We start from the raw sequence: 21,831 nt of genomic DNA, 5'->3' as shown, positions 1-21,831 counted from the left end.
GCGCGAACGAACTTACCGCGCCGGGCAGCGCGGGACACATCCCGCGGACGTCCTCTCCGCGATTCCGGTGGCCCCCGCCTCGACCCCGTACCCGTTGCAGCGCCAGCGGCGGGGGGCCAAACTCAGCCGACTTCCTGCACACTCGCCGCTAACGGGGACAGCGCATGGACTTCGCCACAATCGTAGACTGGGTCGACCGGAACGTCGCGCAGTTCGGGATCACGATCGGGGGAGAGCGCCTGACGCTTCAGGTCCTGCTCCTCCTCGGCATCGGGACCTACCTCACGCTCAGGCTGGGCCTGCCGCAGATCCGCAAGTTCGCGCATGGGGTCGCGGTGGCCACGGGCCGCTACGACGACCCGAACGATCCCGGCGATGTGTCGCACTTCCAGGCGCTCACCACCGCGCTCAGCGCTACGGTGGGGATCGGAAACATCGCCGGCGCCGCGATCGCCATCCACCTCGGCGGCCCGGGCGCGCTCTTCTGGATGTGGATGACCGCCTTCCTCGGGATGGCGACGAAGTACAGCGAGGTCACGCTCGCCCAGAAGTACCGCGAAGTCGACGAGGATTCCGCCAAGTACAGCGGGACGGTCTCGGGCGGACCCATGTACTACATCGAGAAGGGGCTCGGGCCGCGCTGGAAGCCCGTGGCGGCCTTCTTCGCGGTCATGCTCGGGCTCACTGCCTTCCTCACCGGGAACGCGAACCAGGCAAATACGGTGGCGGACGCGATGCGCGCCGAGTTCGGGATCGCGACGTGGGTCACCGGCCTCGTCACTTCGACGATCGTCGCTCTCGTGATCCTGGGCGGCATCAAGCGCATCGGCCGCGTGACGAGCATCCTCGCCCCGGCCATGGCGATCGTCTACGTGAGCGCCGCCATGCTCATCATCATCCTCAACCTCGGCCAGGTGCCGGGGACCTTCGCGCTCATCTTCCGCGAGGCCTTCAACCCGACCGCCGGCGTGGCGGGCACCGGAGTCGGCGCCTTCCTCGTCACCCTGATGTGGGGGGTGCGGCGGGGGCTGTTCTCGAACGAGGCGGGGCAGGGGTCGGCTCCGATCGCGCACGCGGCCGCCAAGACGGACGAGCCGGTCTCGGAGGGCGTCGTCGCCCTCCTGGAGCCGTTCATCGACACGATCGTCATCGTCACCATGACCGCGCTCGTCGTGATCATGACCGGCGCGTGGAACGCGCAGATCCCCACCGCGATCCAGCTCGAAGGCGGGGATGTCAGCTATGTCGTGCTGGATGAGGGCGGAAGTTCGGTGCCCACGGAGCCCACGGGCACGATCCGCTATACGCTGGGACGGCCGGGGGTGACGAGCGAGCCGCACCTGGCCTGGCACGAGGTTTCCGTGCCGCAACTGTTCGAGGATGAGGCGCAGACGCAGGCGTTCAGCGGCGCCGTCGATCCGGCGCGCGGCGTGGCGATCGCGGACGATGGGGAAGAGTTCGCCGTGCTGTACGGGCAGGCCTACGAGACGGGCGCGCCGCTGACGCAGATGGGGTTCCAGCGCGGGCTGTCGCCGCTCGGAGACTGGGGACACTACATCGTGATCTTCTCGGTCTTCCTGTTCGCGATCTCGACGGCGATCTCATGGAGCTACTACGGCGACCGCTGCGCGAACTACCTGTTCGGGCGGAGCGCGATCATCCCGTACAAGCTCGTCTTCGTGGCGATGCACTTCGTCGGGGCGGTGCTGCCGCTCGCCGTGGTGTGGTCGCTGGGGGACATCTTCCTGGCGATCGTCATCATCCCGAACCTGATCGCGCTGATCTTCCTCGCGCCGCAGATCAAGGAGATGACGGAGTCCTACTTCACGCGCTCGCCGTGGGAGAGGCACCGCAAGCACTAAGTCGGCGGCTCCGGGCGATCAGCGCTCCGCCGCCAGCCCTCCGGCCTCGCCGCCCGCGTGCGGCGGGGCCTTGCCTCCCATACCCGGAAGCGCGGCGCCTTCGCTTCGGAGGCGCTGTACCCCCTCCACGTACTCGGAGAAGCTGATCCGGCCCGCGATGTAACGGCGCTGGAGCCGGGAGAACAGTCGGCCTTCCGCTCCCGTTCCGGAGCCGGTCCGCGCGGCCATGGGTGCGGCGGCTCCGTCGAGGCGAGCGGGTCGCCTCCGGGTCGCGCGCCGGCTCGGGAGCCTGGCCATGCCCCCCATGTCGCGTGCGAGGCTCGTCACATCGGCGACGCACTGGCGCAGGAGGCCGGGTCCGGATTGCAGCAGGGCGGTGACCGCGCGGCTCACTCCGCGGCCCAGGTCGACGAGGAGGCGGTGGAGATCCCCCCGGTTCCAGTCGCCGGCGCGCACACGCCGGCGGTAGATGACGGCGGCGATCCCTCCCAGGAAGACGATCTCGAACATCGCTCAACCCTCCCGTGAGGTCGCGGCCCCGGGCTCCGGCCACGCGGTCTCGATCTCGCGCGCCGCACCGTCCAGGATCGACTTCACTCTTGCGAGGGTCTCGGGGTCGCCCTGTCCCCCCGTCGCGCGCTCGAAACTGACCTGCGCCAGATGGATGAACGAACGCGTCACGTCGCGCATCGCGGATCCGGCGAAGCGCTCCCCCATGTTGACGAAGCGCCCGAAGATGTCGCGGGTCCGGGACCGGTGCTCCTTGAGGAAGTCGCGGCCTGTGGCCGTCAGCCGGTAGACGCGCTTGCCGTCTTCCGGCGTCGACGACACGTACCCCTGATCCTCAAGCAACTGAAGGGTAGGGTACACGGAACCCGGACTCGGTGTGTAAAGGCCGCCGGACTCCTCTTCCAGCCGCCGCATCAGTTCGTAGCCGTGCATGGGTTCGTCGGCGAGAAGGCGGAGGAGAACGAACTTCAACTCCCCCTTCCGGACCACCCGGCGGGTCGTCCCGAACCCCCCGCCGAAACGAAAAACGCCTGGGCCGCAGCAGTTCGCCCAGGCGCCGAATCCATCCTTGTTCGTGAACATCTATTCCCTCCCGCTTCCGACCGGTCTCGATATATCGAAATAGTATTCGATATATCGGAACGAGGCAAGAAGAAGACGGAGAAACGACGCCTATCCCTCGTCGCGGAGGATGTGGTGCACGCTCCCCTGGGCCTTCGCGAACACGACGACATCGGCCACGTTGATGCGGGGCGGGGCGTTGAGGACGTAGGACACGACATCGGCCACATCCGCCCCCGTGAGCGGTTCAATCCCCTTGTAGACGGCCCCGGCGCGGTCCTCGTCGCCCTTGAAGCGCACGAGCGAGAATTCCGTCTCGACGAGACCCGGGTGGACGCCCGACACGCGGACGCCGGTGCCGAGGAGATCGAGGTTCGTCCCTTCGGTGATCGCCTGCACGGCGTACTTCGAGGCGGCGTAGACGGTGCTGCCGGGATAGACCTGCCGCCCGGTGATGCTTCCGATGTTGACGACCTGTCCCGAATCCCGCTCGACCATGGCCGGGAGGAAGGCGCGCGTCACATGGAGGAGCCCCTTCACGTTCGTGTCGATCATCCGGTCCCAGTCGTCGACATCGGCGTCGTGGACGGGCGCCATGCCGGCGGCAAGACCCGCGTTGTTCACGAGGATGTCGGGGGTGCCGAGCTCTGACATGAGTCGTGCCGCCTCACCCTGGACGGCCTCGCGGTCTCGCACATCCACCACCCCGGTATCCACGCTCACCCCGCTCTGGTCCGCGATCTCCTCGGCGAGACAAGCGAGTCGTTCTCCCCGGCGTGCCCACAGCACGAGGTTCGTACCCTCGCTTCCAAGGCGGCGGGCGATGGCCTCTCCGATGCCTGAACTCGCTCCCGTGACGATCGCAAGCTGGCCCGCGATGCGGGCGGTCACTGCCTCGCGCCTCCCGCGGCCGGGGTCCCTCTCAGGTGAGCGTCCATGAACTCGGCGGACCGTTCGAAGGCGGTGACCCAGTTCCGGTGCAGGAGGAAGCCGTGGACTTCGTCGGGGAAGACGAGTTGCTCGACTTCGACGCCCCGCTTCCGAAGCGACTCGATGAGGTCCACGGACTCCGAGAAGGGCACGTTTCGGTCGTCGTCACCGTGGATCAGAAGCACCGGGGAGCGCCAGCCGTCGATCCACGCCATCGGCGAGGACTCGAACGCGAGCCGGGCGAAGGACTCGCGCGTCTCCGGCTGGTAGGACGGCACGAAGTTCCGGATGACCATGTTCCAGTCGTGGACGCCGTGAATGTCGACGCCCGCCGCGAACAGATCGGAATTGCGCGCGAGGCCGAGCGCCGTCAGGTAGCCGCCGTAGGAGCCGCCCCACAACCCGACCCGGGTTGCGTCCACATCCTCCCGTTCCGCGAGGAAGCGGGCCGCGGCGACCACGTCACGGTACTCGCTCGCGCCGCGAGCGCCGTAGTTCAGCGCCTCCCTGAACTCCAGCCCGTAGCCGGTGCCGCTGCGGTAATTCACCGACAGGACGACGTAGCCCCGGCTCGCCAGGTACTGGTTCAGGGCGTACGTGTTGTGGTAGTAGCGCATGTAGTGCCAGCCGAGCAGCATCTGCCGCCGCGACCCGCCGTGGAAGAACACCGCGGCCGGGTGGCGCCCGCCCTCCACCGACATCGGTGGAAGGAAGAGTTGCCCGTGGATCAGGATTCCGTCCTCGGACTCGAACGTCACCTGCTGCGGTTCCACGAGACTCTCGAACGGGAAGGCGTCGGGCATGAATCCGTCGACCAGCGGGCGCCGCTCACCTCCCGCGTCCACCTCGGCGTGGGCCGGCGTCCGGCCATCGGCCGCGAGGTAGGCGAGCGCGCCATCGGGAGTGACAGCGGGGTTCCATTCGATGCCGTTGCCCGACGTCAGCGCCTCGGGCTCGCCATCGGCGGTGACCCGCCAGACGTGGCGGCGATCAATGTCGTCCGCATTCGAGGCGTAATAGATCGACTCTCCGTCCGGTGACGGGAGCACGGATTCGACCTCGAATTCGCCCGGTGTGAGGTGCGTGGCGGGGCCGCCCGCGACGGGGACCGAATACAGGTGGTGCCAGCCCTCCCGTTCCCACGGGAACACGAGCCGGTCCGATGCGAGCCAGATCAGGGAAGGCCCGGTCATGGCCTGGAAGGCGCTCCCCCGGCCGGGTGAAGCGCGCCACACCTCGCGCGCCTCCCCCGTGGCGGGATCCGCCACCCGGATCGACCAGGGCAGGGCGCTGCGGAGCGGGGAGAAGGGCAGTTGCGCCCCCTCGTTAGGGACGCGGATGAACGCGATGGCCGTGCCGTCCGGTGACCAGGTGGGGCTGCCGTCGCGATCCAGGCTCGGATCGAGGTAGCGCACGGCCCCGCCGTCCATCGAGAAGACGCCGACGAAGGCGTGATCCCCGCGGTTGCTGACGAAGGCCAGTCGGCCGCCGTCGGGGGACCACGTCAGCGCACTCGCGCTCCCGCGAATGCGGAGTAGCGGGCCGGGGGGTGCCGAACCATCGAGCGTGAGCGTGAAGATCTGGCCGCGATTGAGGAACGCGAGTGTGCGCCCGTCCGGCGCAATGACCGGGGCACTCCCTTCGGCGAGGGGCCGCGAAGTTCCGTCGAGCCCGGCGACCCACACCATCTGCGTCGCCGGCTCCGGCTCGGAGCGCGGGTTCGGAATCTCGCCTGACCGGTTCGGCCCGCCTCCGCGCACGAAGAGAAGCTGACGTCCGTCGGGCGTGAACCGCAGCTGGGACAGGTCCTGGCCGTCGTCCTCGGTCCAGTCGGTGAGCTGGCGGCCCACGTACTCCGGGCCCTCGGCGACCCAGATGTTGCGGACGCCCCGGTCGTATCGAATCCAGGCGAACGCGGCCCCGCTCGGAGCGGCGATGAGGTCCGTGGCGAAAGGCGCGGCGAGGATATCCTCGACGGAATACGGGCTCTGGGCCGAGGCAGCGGCTGGAGCGAGGGGAGCGAGGAGTCCCAGGATGCCGGCCGCCCACACCCGTCTCCGGGACGCGGTGACCGGCGGGCTCACGGCATCAGCTCCGGCGCAGGACATAGAAGCACCGGTCCGCCGAGGGATTTCTGACAAGGCTCTCCACCGCATATCCCCTCCTGAGATAGGCCAGGCACGCGTCCCGCACCGTTTCGCGCCACCTTACGAGCGATCCGTCCGGAGGCAGCGACTCGACGTCCGCCGGAACTTCGACGAAGACCTCGTCGCCCCCGGGCAGTCCGCCGCCCGCCGCGCCGTCCCCTCCCGGCCGGGGCACGACGCACGCCGGGTCCGGAAGCGGCGCGTGGAGACGCCGGGCCGAGCGCCGGGATCCCTCGTCGAGGGCCCGGCGGGTCTCCGGGCCCTCGAGATCCCACCGCACGATGAACCGGTCGGTTTCCCCGCCTGCGTGCAAGGGGCTCCCCGTATCGGCGCCGTACATGTTCGGCGCGTAGCGAAGCACCGTCGCGCCGAGCCGGTTCAGGTTCAAGTGTGCGTTGCGCGCGACCAGCGGGTCGTACGTCCAGAAGATGGTGCGAATCCCGCTCGACCGGACAGACTCCCGCTGAAACAGCTTCAGGTCGCGGCCCAGGCCTCGCCCGCGCGCGGCAGGCTCGACGGCCAGCATGTGCGACCAGTGAGAGGAGACACCCTCGAACTCGCCCAGGAGGGAATAGACGAAGCCGATCATGCGACCGTCCTCGAACGCGCCTCCCGCAAAGCCGCCGATCTTCTGCGAGACCTGAAGGACGGAGGCCGGAACGATGTCGGAGAACCCTTTCCCCCACGTCATCTCCTGGAGGTCCACGCAGGTGCGCCACTCCTCGAGCGTCTCGAGCGCGCGAAACTCCGTCACACCGGGACGCGGACGTCGGTGGCGGCGATCGTTTCGCTGCGCCGCGTGAGCGCCTCCACGCGCTCGATGTCCACTTCCACGCCGAGGCCCGGCCGGTCCCGGGGCACGGTCACGAAGCCGTCCGCGCTCATCGTCCACTCGGGGGTGACGATGTCGCGCTCCCAGTAGCGGGCGCTCGGCGACAGGTCGCCGGGCAGCCGGAAGTTCGACATCGAGGCGAGCGCGACATTGTATGCCCGGCCGATCCCGCTCTCGAGCATCCCTCCGCACCAGACCGGCACCCCGGCCCGCGCCGAGATGTCGTGGATCTCCCGCGAGTTCCGGAACCCGCCGACGCGGCCCGGCTTGATGTTCACGATCCGCCCGCTGCCGAGCGCCAGCATATCCTCGCACGAGGCGGGATCCACAATCGACTCATCGAGACAGACGGCCGTCGCGAGCCGCTCCTGGAGACGGGCGTGGCGCACGAGGTCGCCGGCCGCCAGCGGCTGCTCGATCATGATCAGACCGAACGCATCGAGTTCCGCCAGACGGTCCGCGTCTTCCAGCGTGTAGGCCGCGTTCGCGTCGACCGCGAGCGCCCGCTCGGGCCCGAGCGCTTCACGCACCGCGCCAACGTACTCAATGTCCTTCTCCGGGCTGATCTTGAGCTTGACCTTGCCGTAGCCCTGGTCGACCGCCTGCCGCGCCTTCTCGGCGAGTGCGGCGGGTGAAGGCTGGAGGCCGAGCGAGATGCCTGTCGCCACCCGGTCCCGAGTCCCGCCGACGAGCCTGGAGAGCGAGACGCCGGCCGTCTCCGCGGCGAGTCCCCACATGCCCATCTCGATCGCGGCCTTGGCCATGGGGTGGCCCTGAACGCCCTCATCCAGAAGGGGCTTGACCGCCTCCGGACCCTCGATCTCCCGCCCCAGCACCCGCGGCAGGAGCCAGCGCCGCAGCGCCAACCGCGCGGTGTCCACGGTCTCGGGAGAATAGTTCGGCTGCTCCCCGCACACGCACTCGGACCAGGCCGTGGCGCCATTCTCGTCGCGCAGTTCGAGGAGGAGGATGCGGCGGTTCTCGACCCATCCGGATGAGATGATGAACCGCTCCCGGAGCGGGAGTTCAATCTCCCGTAGCGTGACTTCCGTCAGGCACAGAGGACTCGTGGGCAAGGCGTTCGTCTCCGCGGGGTGGGCGAGGTCGGCGTCGAGAGCCGCAGCAAGGCCCGATCTGGAAGCGGGACGTTAGCCGTTGCGACACCGGTCGCGCCAGAATCCGGGCCTGGCGGGACGGTCAGATGGAGAGGTAGTGACTCACCTTCACGATGAAGACGTTCTCCGCGGGCGCGAGGAACAAGCCCTCGAGGTCTCGATTGAGGTCGAAGTTGCCGAGCAGGGCGCTGTCACGGCGCGCGTGCTGCCATACGAGGAAGAGTTCGGAACCCGGACGGTACTCCCAGCGGAACACCGCGTTGCCCCGCAGCGAACGGATGTTGAAGTCGCGGTCGCTGGTGGAGTAGTCCAGCGTGCCGTCCCCGTCGAAGTCGAAGTAGCGCGAACCGTTGAAGGCACACGTCGTCCCGTCCGTGCATCCCGTCACGGCCCCGTTGAAGCGGTAGGCCTGCCCCTCGCCGTATTCGACAAAGTCGAACGATCCGGGGGCCTCGAGCTGTCGGTAGCCGAGATAGTCGCCGGCGGAGAGGAGCGGCTGCGCGTAGAGCTGAAGGCTGAGGTCGGGCGTGAAGGACACGTTCAGCCGGGTCTCCATCGAGAACCCCGTCCGCTGGAGATCCCCGAACAGATACCGCGTACCGTATGTCGGCCCGTAGTCCAGCACGCTGGAGCGGGTCACGTACTGCGCGGCGTCCCGCCTGTCCGTGTAGTTCGGGCCCAGCGAAAAACGCCAGTTCGGGACCGGACGGTAGGAGATGTCCAGCCCCGTGTTGAAGTCGTGCCCGCGTCCCTGCGCCGCCACGCGATAGGAGAACCGCGGTGACACGTGCAGGGAACGGCTCCGGTCCGTGTTCGCGTCCACCCGGACGTTGAACTCGGCGGGTTCGGTCATCAGCGGACCGCCGCGGGTCTGCGTGTCGGACTGCGATTCGGGCGAATACGAGAGGTTGAGGTTGAAGGCCCAGTTGTTGAGGAACGTGAACCTGCCGCTCATCCACGCGGAACCCGTGTCGTAGGACCGGCGCCAATGGTCCGGGCCCCGCACCTTTTCGAGCAACGAGTGACGGAAGTTGTGAAAGGTGAAGAGACTTATATTGTAGTTCCGGAACAGGTTGCCGGGATGGATCTCCCGATATCCGATCCGGGCCCCCACGTCCAGCCGCTCCCCGCTCGTCAGGAAACCGAAGTCGTTGACATCGAAGCCGGGGGTCTGTTGGCCCGCCCATGCGCTCCACGTCCAGTGCCCTTCCGCCTTCTCGAGCTGCACGCGCCAGTCGCTTCCGAACATGGAAGTGGCCGTCGAATCGACCGCGAGGTAGGTGGCGTCGGGACGGTCGAAATAGTGGATCGGGCTCTGCTGCAACCGCAGGAGCGCCTCGTTCGAGCCCTGGACGAGGCTACCGGAGTAGAAACCCCAGAAACGGTAGTCCCGGCCGCGGACTCCGCCCCACTGGTGTTCGAAGTCGAGCCCGAAGCTGAACGCCTCCGAGGGGAGGAAGTCGAACGATCCGTCGCCCGGGAGTTCCCGCTTCAGTCCCGTGCCGATGATGCCGATCTTGCTCGCGCCCCCGCTGAAGTCCTGCTGGAGTCGAACGACGGCGTGCTCGGCTTGCGGTTCGGCCACGAACCGTCCGAGCGAATCCGGGCCCGCGAAGTACGCCTGCCCCATCTCCTGTCCGGTCACCGCCGCCAGCGCGCCGACGGAGAGGCCGCTCCGTGTCCGGCCCGTGAGCTTCGCCGCCCCCAGAATCGACGTGATCTGGGGCTCGTCGTGAAAGTCCGCGTCGTAAGGCCCGGATCCGCGCGGCTCGCGTCCGATCCGCCGGCTGAAGAAGAGCGCCTTCCCGCCGCCGAAGCGGCCGCCGCGCGAGCCGGCGAAGGTGAAGATCTGCGCGTCGCGCACGAAGAAGGGGCGCTTCTCGGGGAAGAAGGTCTCGAAGGCGGTGAGGTTGATGACCTCCGGGTCCACCTCGACCTGGCCGAAGTCGGGGTAGATGGTTGCGTCGAGGCTGAAGGCGGAGCCGATACCCATGCTCATGTCCAGACCGCCACGCGGGTCCATCTCGGTGCCATCGAAGAGCGGGTTCCCCGGCGTCGCGGGGGCGGTGTGGTACTGGGACACGGCGAACGGACGGACCTCGAACCTGCGGCTCGACTGGGGGAGGTGCAGTCCGTCGATCGTGCCGAACTGGCTCACCCGGCCCCGGGCCGTGCGCGACTGCAGGGCAAAATAGTCGGTCTCGTTCGTCTCGAGGCGCCGACGTTCGAAGTTGATCCCCCACGTCTGCAGCCCGGGGCGGGCTTCGTAGCGGATCTGGGACAGCGGGATCCGCATCTCAACGGTCCACCCCTGGTCGTCGACCTGCACGCCGGAGTCCCAGATCGCGTCCCAGTTCGTGTCTTCCTGGGTATCGCCGAACAGGTACCGGTCGGTCTCCGCGCCGGCGGCACTGACCTCGAACTCGTAGCCCGTGAGTCCGTCCCGGTTGGGATCGAGCGAGAGCTTGAAGGAATCGAACGAGCCCCGTTCATCCCGACGGGTGAGGCGCGCCCGGATCACGCGGGGGTCGCTCTCGTACATGCGGGCGGCGACGTAGAGCGCGCCGTCGTCGAACACCACCCGCACCTCGGTCGGCTCGGATGGCTCCGCGCCCTCCACGGGGACACCCTGTACGAAGTCGGTGATGATGGGGGCCAGCTGCCAGGCGGGGTCGTCGAGCCGACCATCGATCGAGAGCGCGCCCTCCCGGCGCACCGCCTCCACCGCGGCTGGTGCCACGCCACCCCTGAAAACGGTCGCTTCGGGCCCTTCAGGGGGCGAAAGCCCCTCCTGCTGCCCGAAAAGCCCCCACCCCGCCCCGTTTATCGCAAGAGCCGCGAGGAGGAACGCCGCGCGGCCCGCTCCATGTCTGCATCCCATATCACCCCAAACACATCCCGCCGTCACGTTGTTTAACCGTGCGCGCCGCAAGTTTCCCATTTCACGGCGCGCGCGCTAGTTTTGTCCCGCCGGAGCGTACCGGACGTGGTGATTTGAGGCGGATTGCAACCACGTAAAACAATCGCTAAAGAGCCACGCCCCGGGCGCGATTCTTTAGCGGCCGGGCTTTTTTTTGTGGGGTGAGCATCGTGTCCGAAGGGCAAGGAGAGCGTGTCGCACGGATTCGGGAGGCGCTGCAGCGGCGCATCCTCCTGATGGACGGCGGCACGGGAACGATGATCCAGCGGCTGGACTTCGATGAGGCGGCCTATCGCGCGGGTCCGCTCGCGGATCATCCTCAGCCTCTGTTCGGGAACCACGATGTACTGTGCCTCACCCGTCCCGACGAGCTCGCCGCCCTTCACCGCAGCTACCTGGAAGCGGGGGCCGATTTCGTTACGACGAACACCTTCAACGCGCAGGCCATCTCCCAGGCCGACTACGGCATCTCCGCCGAGGCCGGCAACGCCCACCTCATCGACGACATCAATTTCGCGGCGGCGAGGATCGCCCGGCGCGAAGCCGACGAGGCGACGCGGGCGGATCCCTCGCGGCCCCGCTTTGTGCTCGGGAGCATGGGGCCGACCAACCGGACCGCTTCGCTTTCTCCGGATGTCGAGAACCCGGCGTTCCGCGCGGTCACCTTCGACGAACTCGCCCGCGCCTACCGGCAGCAGGCGGAGGGCCTCGTCGAGGGCGGCGCCGACGTGCTGCTCGTCGAAACGGTCTTCGACACCCTGAATGCGAAGGCGGCCATCTTCGCCATCCTGGAACTCGAGGCGGATCTCGGCGAGCCGCTGCCGATCGTGGTGTCCGGTACGATCACCGACCTCTCCGGGCGGACCCTGTCGGGCCAGACCGTGGAGGCGTTCTGGCTCTCCATTCAGCATGCGAACCCGCTCTTCGTCGGCTTGAACTGCGCGCTCGGGGCCGAGGAACTCGAGCCCTACGTCGCGGAACTCTCCGCCGTGGCCGATGTCCCCGTGAGCTGCCACCCCAACGCGGGGCTGCCGAACGAGTTCGGGGGCTACGACGACACGCCCGCCCACATGTCCGACCTGTTGGGCAACTTCGCGGACCGCGGGCTGCTCAATGTCGTCGGCGGCTGCTGCGGGACGGCGCCGGAACACATCCGGGCCATCGCCGAGCGCATCGAGGGCCTGCCCCCGCGACCGGTTCCCGCGATCGAGCCGCTGCCCCGGTTCTCGGGTCTCGAGCCGCTCGCGATCCGCCCCGACACCCTGTTCGTGAACATCGGCGAGCGCACGAACGTCACGGGTTCGGCCCGCTTCGCGCGCCTGATCCGGGAGGACGACTTCGACGAGGCGGTCGAGGTCGCGCGCGACCAGGTCGTCAACGGGGCGCAGCTCATCGACGTGAACATGGACGAGGGGCTGCTCGACTCCGAAGCCGCCATGACCCGCTTCCTGAACCTCATCGCGGCGGAACCGGACATCGCCCGCGTCCCTACCGTCATCGACTCCTCGCGCTGGGAGGTCATCGAGGCGGGGCTCAAGTGCACGCAGGGGAAGGCGATCGTCAACTCGATCTCGCTCAAGGAGGGAGAGGAGGCGTTCCTTGAGCAGGCGGCCCGCATCCGGCGCTACGGGGCGGGCGTCATCGTCATGGCCTTCGACGAGCAGGGCCAGGCGGACACCGTGGACCGCAAACTGGAGATCTGCGCCCGCGCCTACCGGCTCCTGCTCGGGGCCGGCTTCCGCCCCGGGGAGATCATCTTCGATCCCAACGTCTTCGCCGTCGGAACGGGGATCGCCGAACACAACGAGTACGGGGTCGCCTTCATCGAGGCCGTTCGCCGCATCAAGAGCGAACTCCCGGGCGCGATGACGAGCGGCGGACTCAGCAACATCTCCTTCTCCTACCGGGGGAACGACGCGGTGCGCGAGGCGATGCACACCGCCTTCCTGTACCACGCGATCGCCGCCGGACTCGACATGGGGATCGTGAACGCGGGGCGGCTGCCGCTCTACGACGACATCGATCCGGAACTGCTCGAGGCGGTGGAGGACGTGCTGTTCGCCCGCCACCCGGACGCGACGGAACGGCTGACGGATCTCGCGGGCCGGATCCGGGACGAAGGGATCGAGACGCGGGTGGATGACGCGTGGCGCTCGCAGGGCGTCGAGACGCGGCTCGAGCATGCCCTCGTGGAGGGGATCGTCGAGCATATCGAGGAGGATGCCGAGGAGGCCCGCCTCCTGTACGGCAAGGCGCTCGAGGTCATCGAGGGACCGCTCATGACCGGGATGAACCGGGTCGGAGACCTGTTCGGAAGCGGGCGCATGTTCCTGCCGCAGGTCGTGAAGTCGGCGCGCGTCATGAAGCGGGCCGTCGCCTTCCTCGTGCCCCACCTGGAGGCCGAGAAGGCGGCACAGGCGGCCTCCGCGGCGGGCACGAACGCCGGTTCCGGCGGGCCGGTCCGGAAGGGGAAGGGAACGATCCTACTTGCGACGGTGAAGGGAGACGTCCACGACATCGGGAAGAACATCGTCGGCGTCGTCCTGCAGTGTAACGGCTACGACACCGTGGATCTCGGCGTCATGGTGCCTCCCGACCGCATCCTGGCGGAGGCGCGGGCACACGAAGTGGATGTGATCGGCCTGAGCGGCCTCATCACGCCCTCGCTGGATGAGATGGTTCGGGTGGCGAGCGAGATGGAACGACAGGAGTTCGACCTGCCGCTCCTCATCGGCGGCGCGACGACGTCGCGCAAGCACACGGCGGTCAAGATCGAGGAGCGGTACTCGGGGGCGACCGTGCATGTGCTCGACGCCTCGCGGGCGGTCGGGGTCGTGGGGAAGCTCCTGGGCGAGGACGGCGGGGCGGACTTCGTGGAGCGGACGCGCGCCGAATACCGGCGTGTGCGCGACGAGTACCGGGGAGGACGGCGACCGCTCGCGACGCTCGGCCGGGCGCGAGGCAACCGGCTCCCGATCGACGCGACGCGACCCGTGCCGGCCCCGCGCCGACCCGGAGTACAGGTGTACGATCCGTTCCCGTTGGAGGAACTGGTCGACTACATCGACTGGACGCCCTTCTTCCAGGCCTGGGAGATGAAGGGGCGCTTCCCGCAGTTGCTCGATCACCCCGCGCGCGGAGCGGCGGCGCGGTCGCTGTATGACGATGCCCGCCGGTTGCTCGACGAGATCCTGCGCGACGGATCCCTGACGGCGCGCGCGGTCGCGGGTCTGTATCCGGCGAATGCGCGAGGAGACGACATCGTCCTGTTCGCGTCGGGGGACGGGCGGCGCGAGTTGATGCGCGTGCCCCACCTACGCCAGCAGATGGACCGCTCCTCGGGTGCGAACGTGAGCCTGGCCGACTTCGTCCTGCCCGAGTCGGCCGGAGTCTCCGACTGGAGCGGTGCCTTCGCCGTGACGGCGGGGATCGGCCTGGAGGCGCTCTGCGCCCGCTTCGAGGCCGCCGTCGACGACTACCGGAGCCTGCTCGCGAAGTCGCTCGCCGACCGGCTGGCCGAGGCGCTGGCCGAGCGCCTGCACGAGATCGTGCGCACGGATCTCTGGGGCTACGCGCCGGACGAGGTCATCGACAATGACGCACGCATCGCCGAGCGCTACGTCGGGATCCGTCCGGCTCCGGGCTACCCGGCGTGTCCCGACCACTCGCAGAAGGCGCTCCTCTTCGACCTGCTCGACGTCGAGCGTCGTGTCGGGATCACCCTCACCGAAAACTGGGCCATGTACCCGACCGCATCGGTCTCCGGCTGGTACTTCGCGCGGCCGGAAGCCCGGTACTTCGGCCTCGGCCGCATCGGACTGGACCAGGTCGAGGACTACGCCGCGCGCAGCGGAATCTCGCTGGCCGAAGCGGAGCGCCGTCTCTCGCCGAACCTGGGGTACGACCGGGATCCGGTGCCGGTGGCGACGTCATGAGCGAGCGGCTTCGCGAGTGGATCGACGGGGACCAGGTCCATGTGATCGATGGCGCGATGGGGACGGTGCTGTACGAGGGCGGCGTGTTCGTGAACCAGTGCTACGACGAACTGAACCTCTCGGAGCCCGACCTGGTGCTGGGTGTCCACGCCGACTACGTCCGCGCCGGGGCGCAGCTCATCGAAACGAACACGTTCGGAGCCAACCCGGTCAAACTCGAACCGTTCGGCCTCGAGCCGGCCGCGCACGAGATCAACGCGTCGGCGGCGCGGCTGGCCCGGCAGGCGGCCGGCGGGCGCGCCGAAGTGCTGGGAGCGATCGGCCCGCTCGGCATCCGCATCGAGCCCTGGGGCCCCACCTCGGTGGACGAGGCGGCCGATCTCTTCGGGCGGCAGATCGCCGGGCTCGCCGAAGGCGGTGTGGACGGCTTCATCCTCGAGACCTTCTCCGACCTCGACGAACTGCTGCAGGCGGTACGGGCGGTGCGCACCGTCGCGGGGGCTGCGCCGATCTTCGCGCAGATGACGTTCGGCGACGCGGGCCACACGGAATACGGTGCGACGATCGAAGCCGCGGCGGCCGCGCTGGAGAACGCCGGGGCGGACGTCATCGGGCTCAACTGCTCGGTCGGGCCGTCCTCCATGCTGTTCGGCGTCGAGCGCATGGTCGCCGCGACCTCGAGGCCGGTGTCCGCGCTGCCCAACGCCGGCCTCCCGCGGGACATCGGGGACCGGAAGATCTACCTCGCGAGTCCCGAATACATGGCCCGCTACGCCCGCCGCATGGCGGAGGCTGGCGCCCGCTTCGTGGGGGGGTGCTGCGGCACGTCGCCGGAGCACACGCGCCTGACCGCGACGCTGCTGGGGACCAACGGCCCCGGACCGGCTCGCGTGTCCGTCTCCCCTCCGAGCGACGCGGATGGCCAGGCGGCCGCGGAGCCGCCTCCGCTCGCGGAACGCTCGGCTCTCGGCCGCCGGCTCGCGCATCGCGAGTTTGTCCGGGCGGTGGAGTTGACGCCGCCACACGGCTGGGACCCGAGCGAGCTGCTGGCGGGCGCCGGCCGGCTCCGCGACGCCGGCGTGCACGCGGTCCATATCGTCGACGGCCCGGCGCACAGGAGCCGCATCGCCTCGCTCCCCGCCGCCATCGTCATCGAACGCGAACTCGGCCTGGAGACGGTCCCGCACTACAGCTGCCGCGACCGCAACATGCTCGGCATGCTGAGCGACCTCCTGGGCGCGGCCGCGGCCGGCCTCCGCAACGTCTTCCTCATCACCGGAGACCCCCCGCGCGGGGGTCCCTACGACACGGGCGGCGTGTACGACATCGACAGCATCGGCCTCACCAACATCGTCCGGCAGTTGAACCTCGGCCTCGACCCGGGCGGAAGCTCGATCGGCGCTCCGACCTCCTTCGTGAAGGGAGTCGCGGTCAATCCCGGAGCGGTCGACCCTGAAGAAGAGATCCGGCGCTTCGCCTGGAAGGCCGAGGCCGGCGCCGATTTCGCCGTCACACAGCCCACTTTCGACCCCGGGCAGTTCCTCGCCTTCGCCAGCCAGATCGAGGACTTCGGCGTGCCGCTCATCGTGGGTCTATGGCCCCCGCTGTCGATGGAGAATGCCGAATTCCTCGCGCACGAGGTGCCGGGGGTCGACGTGCCTCCGCAGGTGCTGGAGCGAATGGCGCGGGCGCAGGAGCGCGGCGCCGATGCGGCGGCGCGTGAAGGCGTCGCCGTAGCCCGCGAGGTGTTGGAGGCGGTGCGGCCTCATGTCGCGGGTGCCCTGGTCAGCACTCCCGGCAACGAGGTCGACCGCGCCGCCGCCGTGCTGTCAGGCTGACCGAAGGGAGCCTGTCGCACCTGCTTCGGCGGGCTGCGGTCGCGCGGTTGACGGGAGCGACCTCCGTAGCTTCCATGTGGCAGTCCAGGAATCCACACGAGCGAGGAATCATGCGAAACTCAGGATCGACCCCTTGGCGAATCTTCAGGATCGTGGCTTTCCTCGCCACCTCCGTGCTGATTGGAGCTTCGACCGCGTCCGCCCAGGGGACGCGCGGACTCTATCTTTCGATGGGCGTGGGCTTTGCCCAGGGTGCCGCTACCGAGACGACGCTCTCGGGACCGAACAGTCCCACGCGCTGCGACCGGCTGCTGTACCCGAACCTGAGCGACGCACCGCGCGGGGAAGTGGGCTGCCTCGCGGGCTCCGAGTTGGGCGGCCTGTACTCCTACGACCCGGACTTGGGACTCTCCGGCGGCCTCGCCGTCGGTTATTCCCTCGGCCAACTCAGCGTCGAGGTGGAAGGGCTGCAGCGGCACCAGATCATCCACAACACGCTCTTGACCCTCGGTACGCAGTCGGGAGCCGCGATCACGGGGAAGGAGACGGAATGGAGCCCGGAGCGGCCGCCGTGGGGAGACATCTCCGAGTTCCGGGGGCGGCAGTTCTTCGCCAATCTCACCTACTCGCTGCCGACGGGGAGCCCTCTGACGCCGTACTTCGGCGTCGGCGGGGGACTCTCCCACGTCTCCTATCGCTATTACATCGGATTCGCGCGCAAGTCGATCTCGGAGGGCTACCTCGAGGCCTTCGGGGGCTCTCGAACGGACCCCGGCGCCTCACCCGACTGGCAGCGCGCCGCGGCGGGAACCGTCAGCGAGCTGACGACCGATGTCTCCGAGACGGGGCTGGGATACCAGGTCCTGGCCGGCGTGGACTACGCCCTCTCCGACGAGGTCTCCATCGGTTTGAAGGGTCGCTGGGTCGAGACGCCAGACGTCAGCGTGGACGCGCAGTGGACGACCATTCGAAGCCACGCGCCGGTGCATGCGGACGGAAGCACGCCCTTCATCTCGACGATGGATTTCACGCGCCTGGGATACTGGGCCGTGAGCGCCACCATGAAGTATCGCCTGTAGCGGTCGCGTCGCGGGCAACTCGCACGCAGGGCAAGTGAACCGAACGACGATCCGGCGCGTCGCGGCGGATGTGCGGGCGGGTGGCGGCGGAGCGCAGCGCGAGGCTGAAGCCGCGATCCGTCGCCACGAGGCCAGCGACCTCAACGCGTACATCGCGTTCGAAGCGGACGCCCTGCGGCGGCAAGCCGACGCAATCGACACCACAGCCGGCCGCGGCGAGGATCCGGGCCCTCTCGCCGGCGTCACGGTCTCGGTCAAGGATCTGTACGCACTCGACGGATATCCGCTGCGGGCCGGAACCAGGCGGGCGCTCCCCGCCTGGCCGGAAGGCTTCCTTGTCACGTCTCTCCGCCGGCTGGGCGCCGTGTTCACCGGCAAGACGCACACCGTCGAGTTCGCCTTCGGCGGGGTCGGGTTGAACCCGAACACGGGGACGCCCGTGAACCCATGGGATCCCGTCGAGCATCGGGCCCCCGGCGGATCATCGGCTGGCGCCGGGGTGAGCCTGTGGGAAGGGTCGGCGAGGATTGCCCTGGGCTCGGACACGGGGGGCTCGATCCGCATCCCCGCCTCTGCGACCGGGGTCGTGGGCCTCCGTCCCACTACCGGCCGCTGGCCGACCACGGGCGTTGTCCCCTTGAGCACGTCGCTCGACACGGTGGGCATGCTGGCCCACACCGTGGAGGATCTGCGCTACGCCTTCCGCGCCATCGACCCGCCCGGGCGAGGCGGGGATGAGTCGGACGACGCAGTCCCGGAGGGTGTTTCGGGGCTGAGGATAGGGGTCCCCGCGTCCCGTCTGTGGACGGACGCGGACGCCGGGATCGCGGCCGTGGTCGAGGCGGCGCTGGATGAGCTTCGTGCCGCTGGCGCGGACCTGCTCGAACTCGAAGCTCCCGAGTTGGATGAAGCGGCGGAACGTTACCTCTCCGGACCCATCGTCCAGCCCGAGTTCGTGGAGTTCCTCGAGCGCGAGCTGCCCGACTGGATTCCGCTTCTCGATCCGATCATCGGCACTCGATTGCAAGCCGCGGGCCGCGTGCCGGCGCTCGAGTATATCGCCGCTCATGAGCACCGCCGCGGACTCTCGGCCAGCGTTCACGCCCGACTGGCCGCCGAGCGGATCGATCTGCTTGCGACGCCCACGCTCCCGATCTCGCCGCCGCCGCTCGCGTCTCTCACCCGGCTCAAGGCCTACAGGAAGGCCAACCGCGCCATGCTTTCCGGCACGTGCCCCGCCAGCATGCTCGACATGTGCGCCATCTCGCTTCCGGCCGGGATCGATTACGAGGGAATGCCTGTCGGCCTGCAGCTGATGGGACCCTCCGGCGGGGACCTGACGCTCCTGGCTCAGGCGGCCGCGGTAGAGGGCGTGCTCGGGACCAACCTGACGCGATTGGGGCCGCCGCCGCGGGTTGCCGGCTAGTCGACGCGGCCGTTACGGGGCCGGGTCGGACGCTTGCGGGTAGGACCCCAGAATCTTGAATGACGACGCCCGCGCGCGGATGCTCTCGAGGGCCTCCGCCACGACGGGATCTTCCCGGTGACCCTCCATGTCGATCAGGAACACGTATTGCCCGAGACTGCTCTTCGCAGGCCGCGACTCGATCTTGTGCATGTTGATCCGGCGGTCCGCCAACTCGCTGAGCACCCCGTGGAGCGTGCCGGGCCCGTCGGCGGAGAAATCGAAGCAGATGGACGTCTTGTCCCTCTCCGTCGGCTGGTGATCCTCCCGCCCCAGGACGACGAACCGGGTGCGGTTGCCGGGGATGTCCTCGATGCCGGACGCGCGGACGGAGGCCCCGAGAACCTCGGCCGCGCGGCGGCTTGATATGGCGGCGCTCGCGCGTCCCGCAGCCTGCATGTCGTGGACCGCGCTCACCGTGCTCAGCGAAGCCACCGCCTCGGCCCCCGGGAGATGATGCTCGAGATAGCCGCGACACTGGGCGATCGCCTGGGGGTGGGAGTAGACGACCTCCACGTCCTCCAGCGCGACATCCGGCTCCGTGAGCAGGCAGTGGTGGATCGGGACCACGACTTCCCGCCGGATCTTCAGCTCCGTGCGGTGAACGAGCAGATCGGTCGTCACCGTAACGGCGCCCTCGGTGCTGTTCTCGAGCGGGACGATGGCCTCCTCCACCGCACCGGTCTCGGCCGCCGCCACGACACCGGCGATGTCCCCCAACGCGACGTGATGTGCCGCCGGAGCGTACTCCCGGGCGGCCTGCTGGCTGAACGTCCCGGGTGGCCCCAGGTAGCCGACCCTGGCCTGTCCGCGCGTCCTCGCCCGCTCAGACCCCTCGGGCTTCGCCGCTACGTCGCTCGTGTCGCCCATCCCGGAAGATACGCCCTTGGTCCAGATCGCGAAGCGAGTCTTCGTGGGCGAGGAACGGGCCGCGCCGTTCTCGACGTGGATTCGGTCGTCATGTGAGAATTCACCGTACCCGCTCCGCCGCGATCACCTTGACCCTCGATTGTGCCGGCACGGGGCTGTGGCGAGGGCGGCGTGGCGTGGGTCGAAACACGAATCTCCGTCCTGAACCAGCTCGTTTCGGCGCTCACGTTGGGCATCTACTCACCGATGGAAATTGTCGTGACATGCGGGAGCGCCGAGGAGACGGATGGAACGCAACCGCAGCCTGAAGTCCCTGAGTCGCGGGGATCGACGCCGGGCGTGCCTAAGGGGCGCTCCGATAGTTCCGGCTGAAGCCGAGGTTAGTCTTGGGCAGTCCACAACATCCACATCGGTCTTCGTGGGCCACGAAACATCGGCCTTGGGGATGCGTAGTTCCGGGAAGGCCCTTTAACGGCCACCGGACCCAACTGCTGCGGAAGAGGGACGTGACCATGCTACGAGGATATCGACTGCTGGCGACGGCACTCGCGGGGCTCGTGGCGGCCTGTGATCAAGACGACGCAGGACCCACCCGCGCGATGGTCATCGATAGCGCCGGGGTCGCCATCGTGACGAGCGATCCCCTAAGTCGCGACGAGCGCTGTACGGTAGGTGAGCCGACCTTCGAGGTGGGGGATGTGGCCGGCGACGAGCGCTACGAGTTCGACCTCGTGCGCGGCGTGACACTCCTCTCGGACGGCTCCGTCGCCGTCGCCGACAGGGGGACCGCGAGCGTCCGTATCTTCAGTCCGACGGGGGAGTACCTCCGGTCGATGGGGCGGGAAGGCGCGGGGCCCGGCGAGTTCCGCAGTCCGTATCTGATGTGGGTGCTGCCCGGCGACACCCTCTGGGTGGGCAACCTCCGGCCCTGGCACTTCAACGTCTTCGCCGCCGACGGCGAGTTCGTCCGGCTTGTCCGGCCCAGCCCCGCGTACGCGAATCCGAGCCGGGAAGGAGGAGTGCTGTCGAACGGGTACTCCGTGAACGTGCGCATAGAAGGAGGAGGTGGAGATTACCGCACGCCTCGGGATGTCTTTGTCGATGCGCATACACCGGACGGGGACCTGATCGGCACTCTGATGACCCTGGAGGGGGCGCCGGTACGGTCCTCCGAGCGGCCCCATCAACCTGGTTCTCGACCCCCTCTTCGAGGCCGCCCCCTCCGTCGATGCGGTTGGCGCGACGATCGCGGTGACGAACGGTCGGGACCCTGAGGTGCAGTTGCTGGACCAAGAGTTCCGGTTGCGTCGGATCATTCGCTGGCTCGACGGCGACCGGGATGTCACCTCTGCCGACGTGCGTGCGTGGCGAGAGGACTACTTGGCGCGGCGTCGCGGGGATGGGGAGAGGAGCCCCATCACCGACCTCAACGTGAGCGACGACCGTCCGGTCGCCGACCGCTTCCCCGCCGTGAGCAGACTCGTGGCAGGTCGGGACGGGCGCGTCTGGGTCGCCCGCTACCCGAAACCGCGGGAGTCGTGGGACTGGCTCGTGTTTGAGGCGGACGGCGATTTTCTGTGTCACGCGGAGCCTGTGCCCGGCCTGGATACCTGGGAGGTTGGCGCCGACTACGTTCTCGGCGCCCGCGAAGACGCGCTCGGGGTGGAATCCGTCGTGATGTTGCCGCTGCAGCTACCGGCGCCCGGGGCCTCCGAAGGGAACTGACGTCCCCCCGGGGGATCGCGCCGGGGGACCGCTGAGGCATAC

Annotated in this window: 16 protein-coding genes and 1 riboswitch; of the genes, 8 read left to right on the top strand and 8 right to left on the bottom strand. The window is 68.7% G+C overall.

The window, feature by feature from the left end:
- Nucleotides 1-164 precede the first annotated feature (164 nt).
- Nucleotides 165-1,862 carry an alanine/glycine:cation symporter family protein gene (locus ACOOGH_RS07285; protein WP_420448294.1) on the top strand — a complete coding sequence of 566 codons (1,698 nt, stop codon included), beginning with the start codon at nt 165-167 and terminating at the stop codon, nt 1,860-1,862.
- Between the two features lie 18 nt (nt 1,863-1,880).
- Here ACOOGH_RS07285 and ACOOGH_RS07280 read toward each other — a convergent pair whose 3' ends face one another.
- The 7 genes from ACOOGH_RS07280 to ACOOGH_RS07250 form a co-directional block, all read right to left on the bottom strand.
- The gene (locus tag ACOOGH_RS07280) at nt 1,881-2,372 is read right to left on the bottom strand and encodes a hypothetical protein (protein ID WP_420448293.1); all 492 of its coding nucleotides are present in this window, start codon (nt 2,370-2,372) and stop codon (nt 1,881-1,883) included.
- Between the two features lie 3 nt (nt 2,373-2,375).
- Nucleotides 2,376-2,954, bottom strand: a complete 579-nt coding sequence (locus ACOOGH_RS07275; RefSeq protein ID WP_420448292.1) for a PadR family transcriptional regulator — start codon at nt 2,952-2,954, stop codon at nt 2,376-2,378.
- Between the two features lie 90 nt (nt 2,955-3,044).
- Nucleotides 3,045-3,824, bottom strand: coding sequence for an SDR family NAD(P)-dependent oxidoreductase (locus ACOOGH_RS07270; RefSeq protein WP_420448291.1), 780 nt, complete (start codon nt 3,822-3,824; stop codon nt 3,045-3,047).
- A complete protein-coding gene (locus tag ACOOGH_RS07265; RefSeq protein ID WP_420448290.1) occupies nt 3,821-5,947 on the bottom strand; it encodes a S9 family peptidase in 2,127 nt (708 codons plus the stop codon). Before ACOOGH_RS07265 ends, ACOOGH_RS07270 begins: the two co-directional genes overlap by 4 nt.
- A gap of 4 nt (nt 5,948-5,951) precedes the next feature.
- On the bottom strand, nt 5,952-6,764 hold the full coding sequence (locus ACOOGH_RS07260) for a GNAT family N-acetyltransferase (protein WP_420448289.1): 813 nt from the start codon (nt 6,762-6,764) through the stop codon (nt 5,952-5,954).
- Nucleotides 6,761-7,918, bottom strand: coding sequence for an o-succinylbenzoate synthase (gene menC, locus ACOOGH_RS07255; RefSeq protein WP_420448288.1), 1,158 nt, complete (start codon nt 7,916-7,918; stop codon nt 6,761-6,763). Before menC ends, ACOOGH_RS07260 begins: the two co-directional genes overlap by 4 nt.
- 121 nt (nt 7,919-8,039) lie before the next feature.
- On the bottom strand, nt 8,040-10,838 hold the full coding sequence (locus ACOOGH_RS07250) for a DUF5916 domain-containing protein (RefSeq protein ID WP_420448287.1): 2,799 nt from the start codon (nt 10,836-10,838) through the stop codon (nt 8,040-8,042).
- 95 nt (nt 10,839-10,933) lie between these two features.
- Nucleotides 10,934-11,007, top strand: a riboswitch (SAM riboswitch).
- Nucleotides 11,008-11,047: 40 nt separating this feature from the next.
- Between ACOOGH_RS07250 and metH the strand changes: the two genes are divergently transcribed.
- The 4 genes from metH to ACOOGH_RS07230 all read left to right on the top strand — a co-directional run bounded on the left by metH (nt 11,048) and on the right by ACOOGH_RS07230 (nt 19,155).
- The gene (metH, locus tag ACOOGH_RS07245) at nt 11,048-14,812 is read left to right on the top strand and encodes a methionine synthase (protein ID WP_420448286.1); all 3,765 of its coding nucleotides are present in this window, start codon (nt 11,048-11,050) and stop codon (nt 14,810-14,812) included.
- Complete coding sequence (locus tag ACOOGH_RS07240) at nt 14,809-16,650, top strand: bifunctional homocysteine S-methyltransferase/methylenetetrahydrofolate reductase (RefSeq protein ID WP_420448285.1); 1,842 nt, start codon at nt 14,809-14,811, stop codon at nt 16,648-16,650. The genes metH and ACOOGH_RS07240 overlap by 4 nt, the downstream gene beginning before the upstream one ends.
- A gap of 110 nt (nt 16,651-16,760) precedes the next feature.
- Nucleotides 16,761-17,729 (top strand): outer membrane protein, encoded by a 969-nt coding sequence (locus ACOOGH_RS07235; protein WP_420448284.1) that lies wholly within the window; start codon nt 16,761-16,763, stop codon nt 17,727-17,729.
- Between the two features lie 34 nt (nt 17,730-17,763).
- Complete coding sequence (locus ACOOGH_RS07230) at nt 17,764-19,155, top strand: amidase (protein ID WP_420448283.1); 1,392 nt, start codon at nt 17,764-17,766, stop codon at nt 19,153-19,155.
- A 12-nt stretch (nt 19,156-19,167) separates the two neighbouring features.
- Here ACOOGH_RS07230 and pheA read toward each other — a convergent pair whose 3' ends face one another.
- Nucleotides 19,168-20,064, bottom strand: coding sequence for a prephenate dehydratase (gene pheA / locus ACOOGH_RS07225; protein ID WP_420448282.1), 897 nt, complete (start codon nt 20,062-20,064; stop codon nt 19,168-19,170).
- Between the two features lie 141 nt (nt 20,065-20,205).
- Between pheA and ACOOGH_RS07220 the strand changes: the two genes are divergently transcribed.
- The 3 genes from ACOOGH_RS07220 (at nt 20,206) to ACOOGH_RS07210 (ending at nt 21,789) form a co-directional block, all read left to right on the top strand.
- Nucleotides 20,206-20,436, top strand: a complete 231-nt coding sequence (locus ACOOGH_RS07220) for a Bor/Iss family lipoprotein (protein WP_420448281.1) — start codon at nt 20,206-20,208, stop codon at nt 20,434-20,436.
- Nucleotides 20,437-20,570: 134 nt separating this feature from the next.
- Nucleotides 20,571-21,338, top strand: a complete 768-nt coding sequence (locus ACOOGH_RS07215) for a hypothetical protein (protein WP_420448280.1) — start codon at nt 20,571-20,573, stop codon at nt 21,336-21,338.
- A gap of 28 nt (nt 21,339-21,366) precedes the next feature.
- Nucleotides 21,367-21,789, top strand: a complete 423-nt coding sequence (locus tag ACOOGH_RS07210) for a hypothetical protein (protein ID WP_420448279.1) — start codon at nt 21,367-21,369, stop codon at nt 21,787-21,789.
- Nucleotides 21,790-21,831 lie beyond the last annotated feature (42 nt).

Origin of the sequence: Candidatus Palauibacter sp., assembly GCF_965213655.1 — a bacterium.
In the GTDB taxonomy this organism is placed as follows: domain Bacteria; phylum Gemmatimonadota; class Gemmatimonadetes; order Palauibacterales; family Palauibacteraceae; genus Palauibacter.
The sequence above is the reverse complement of the archived record's forward strand: the minus strand, read 5'-3'. Positions and strand labels throughout refer to the sequence as shown.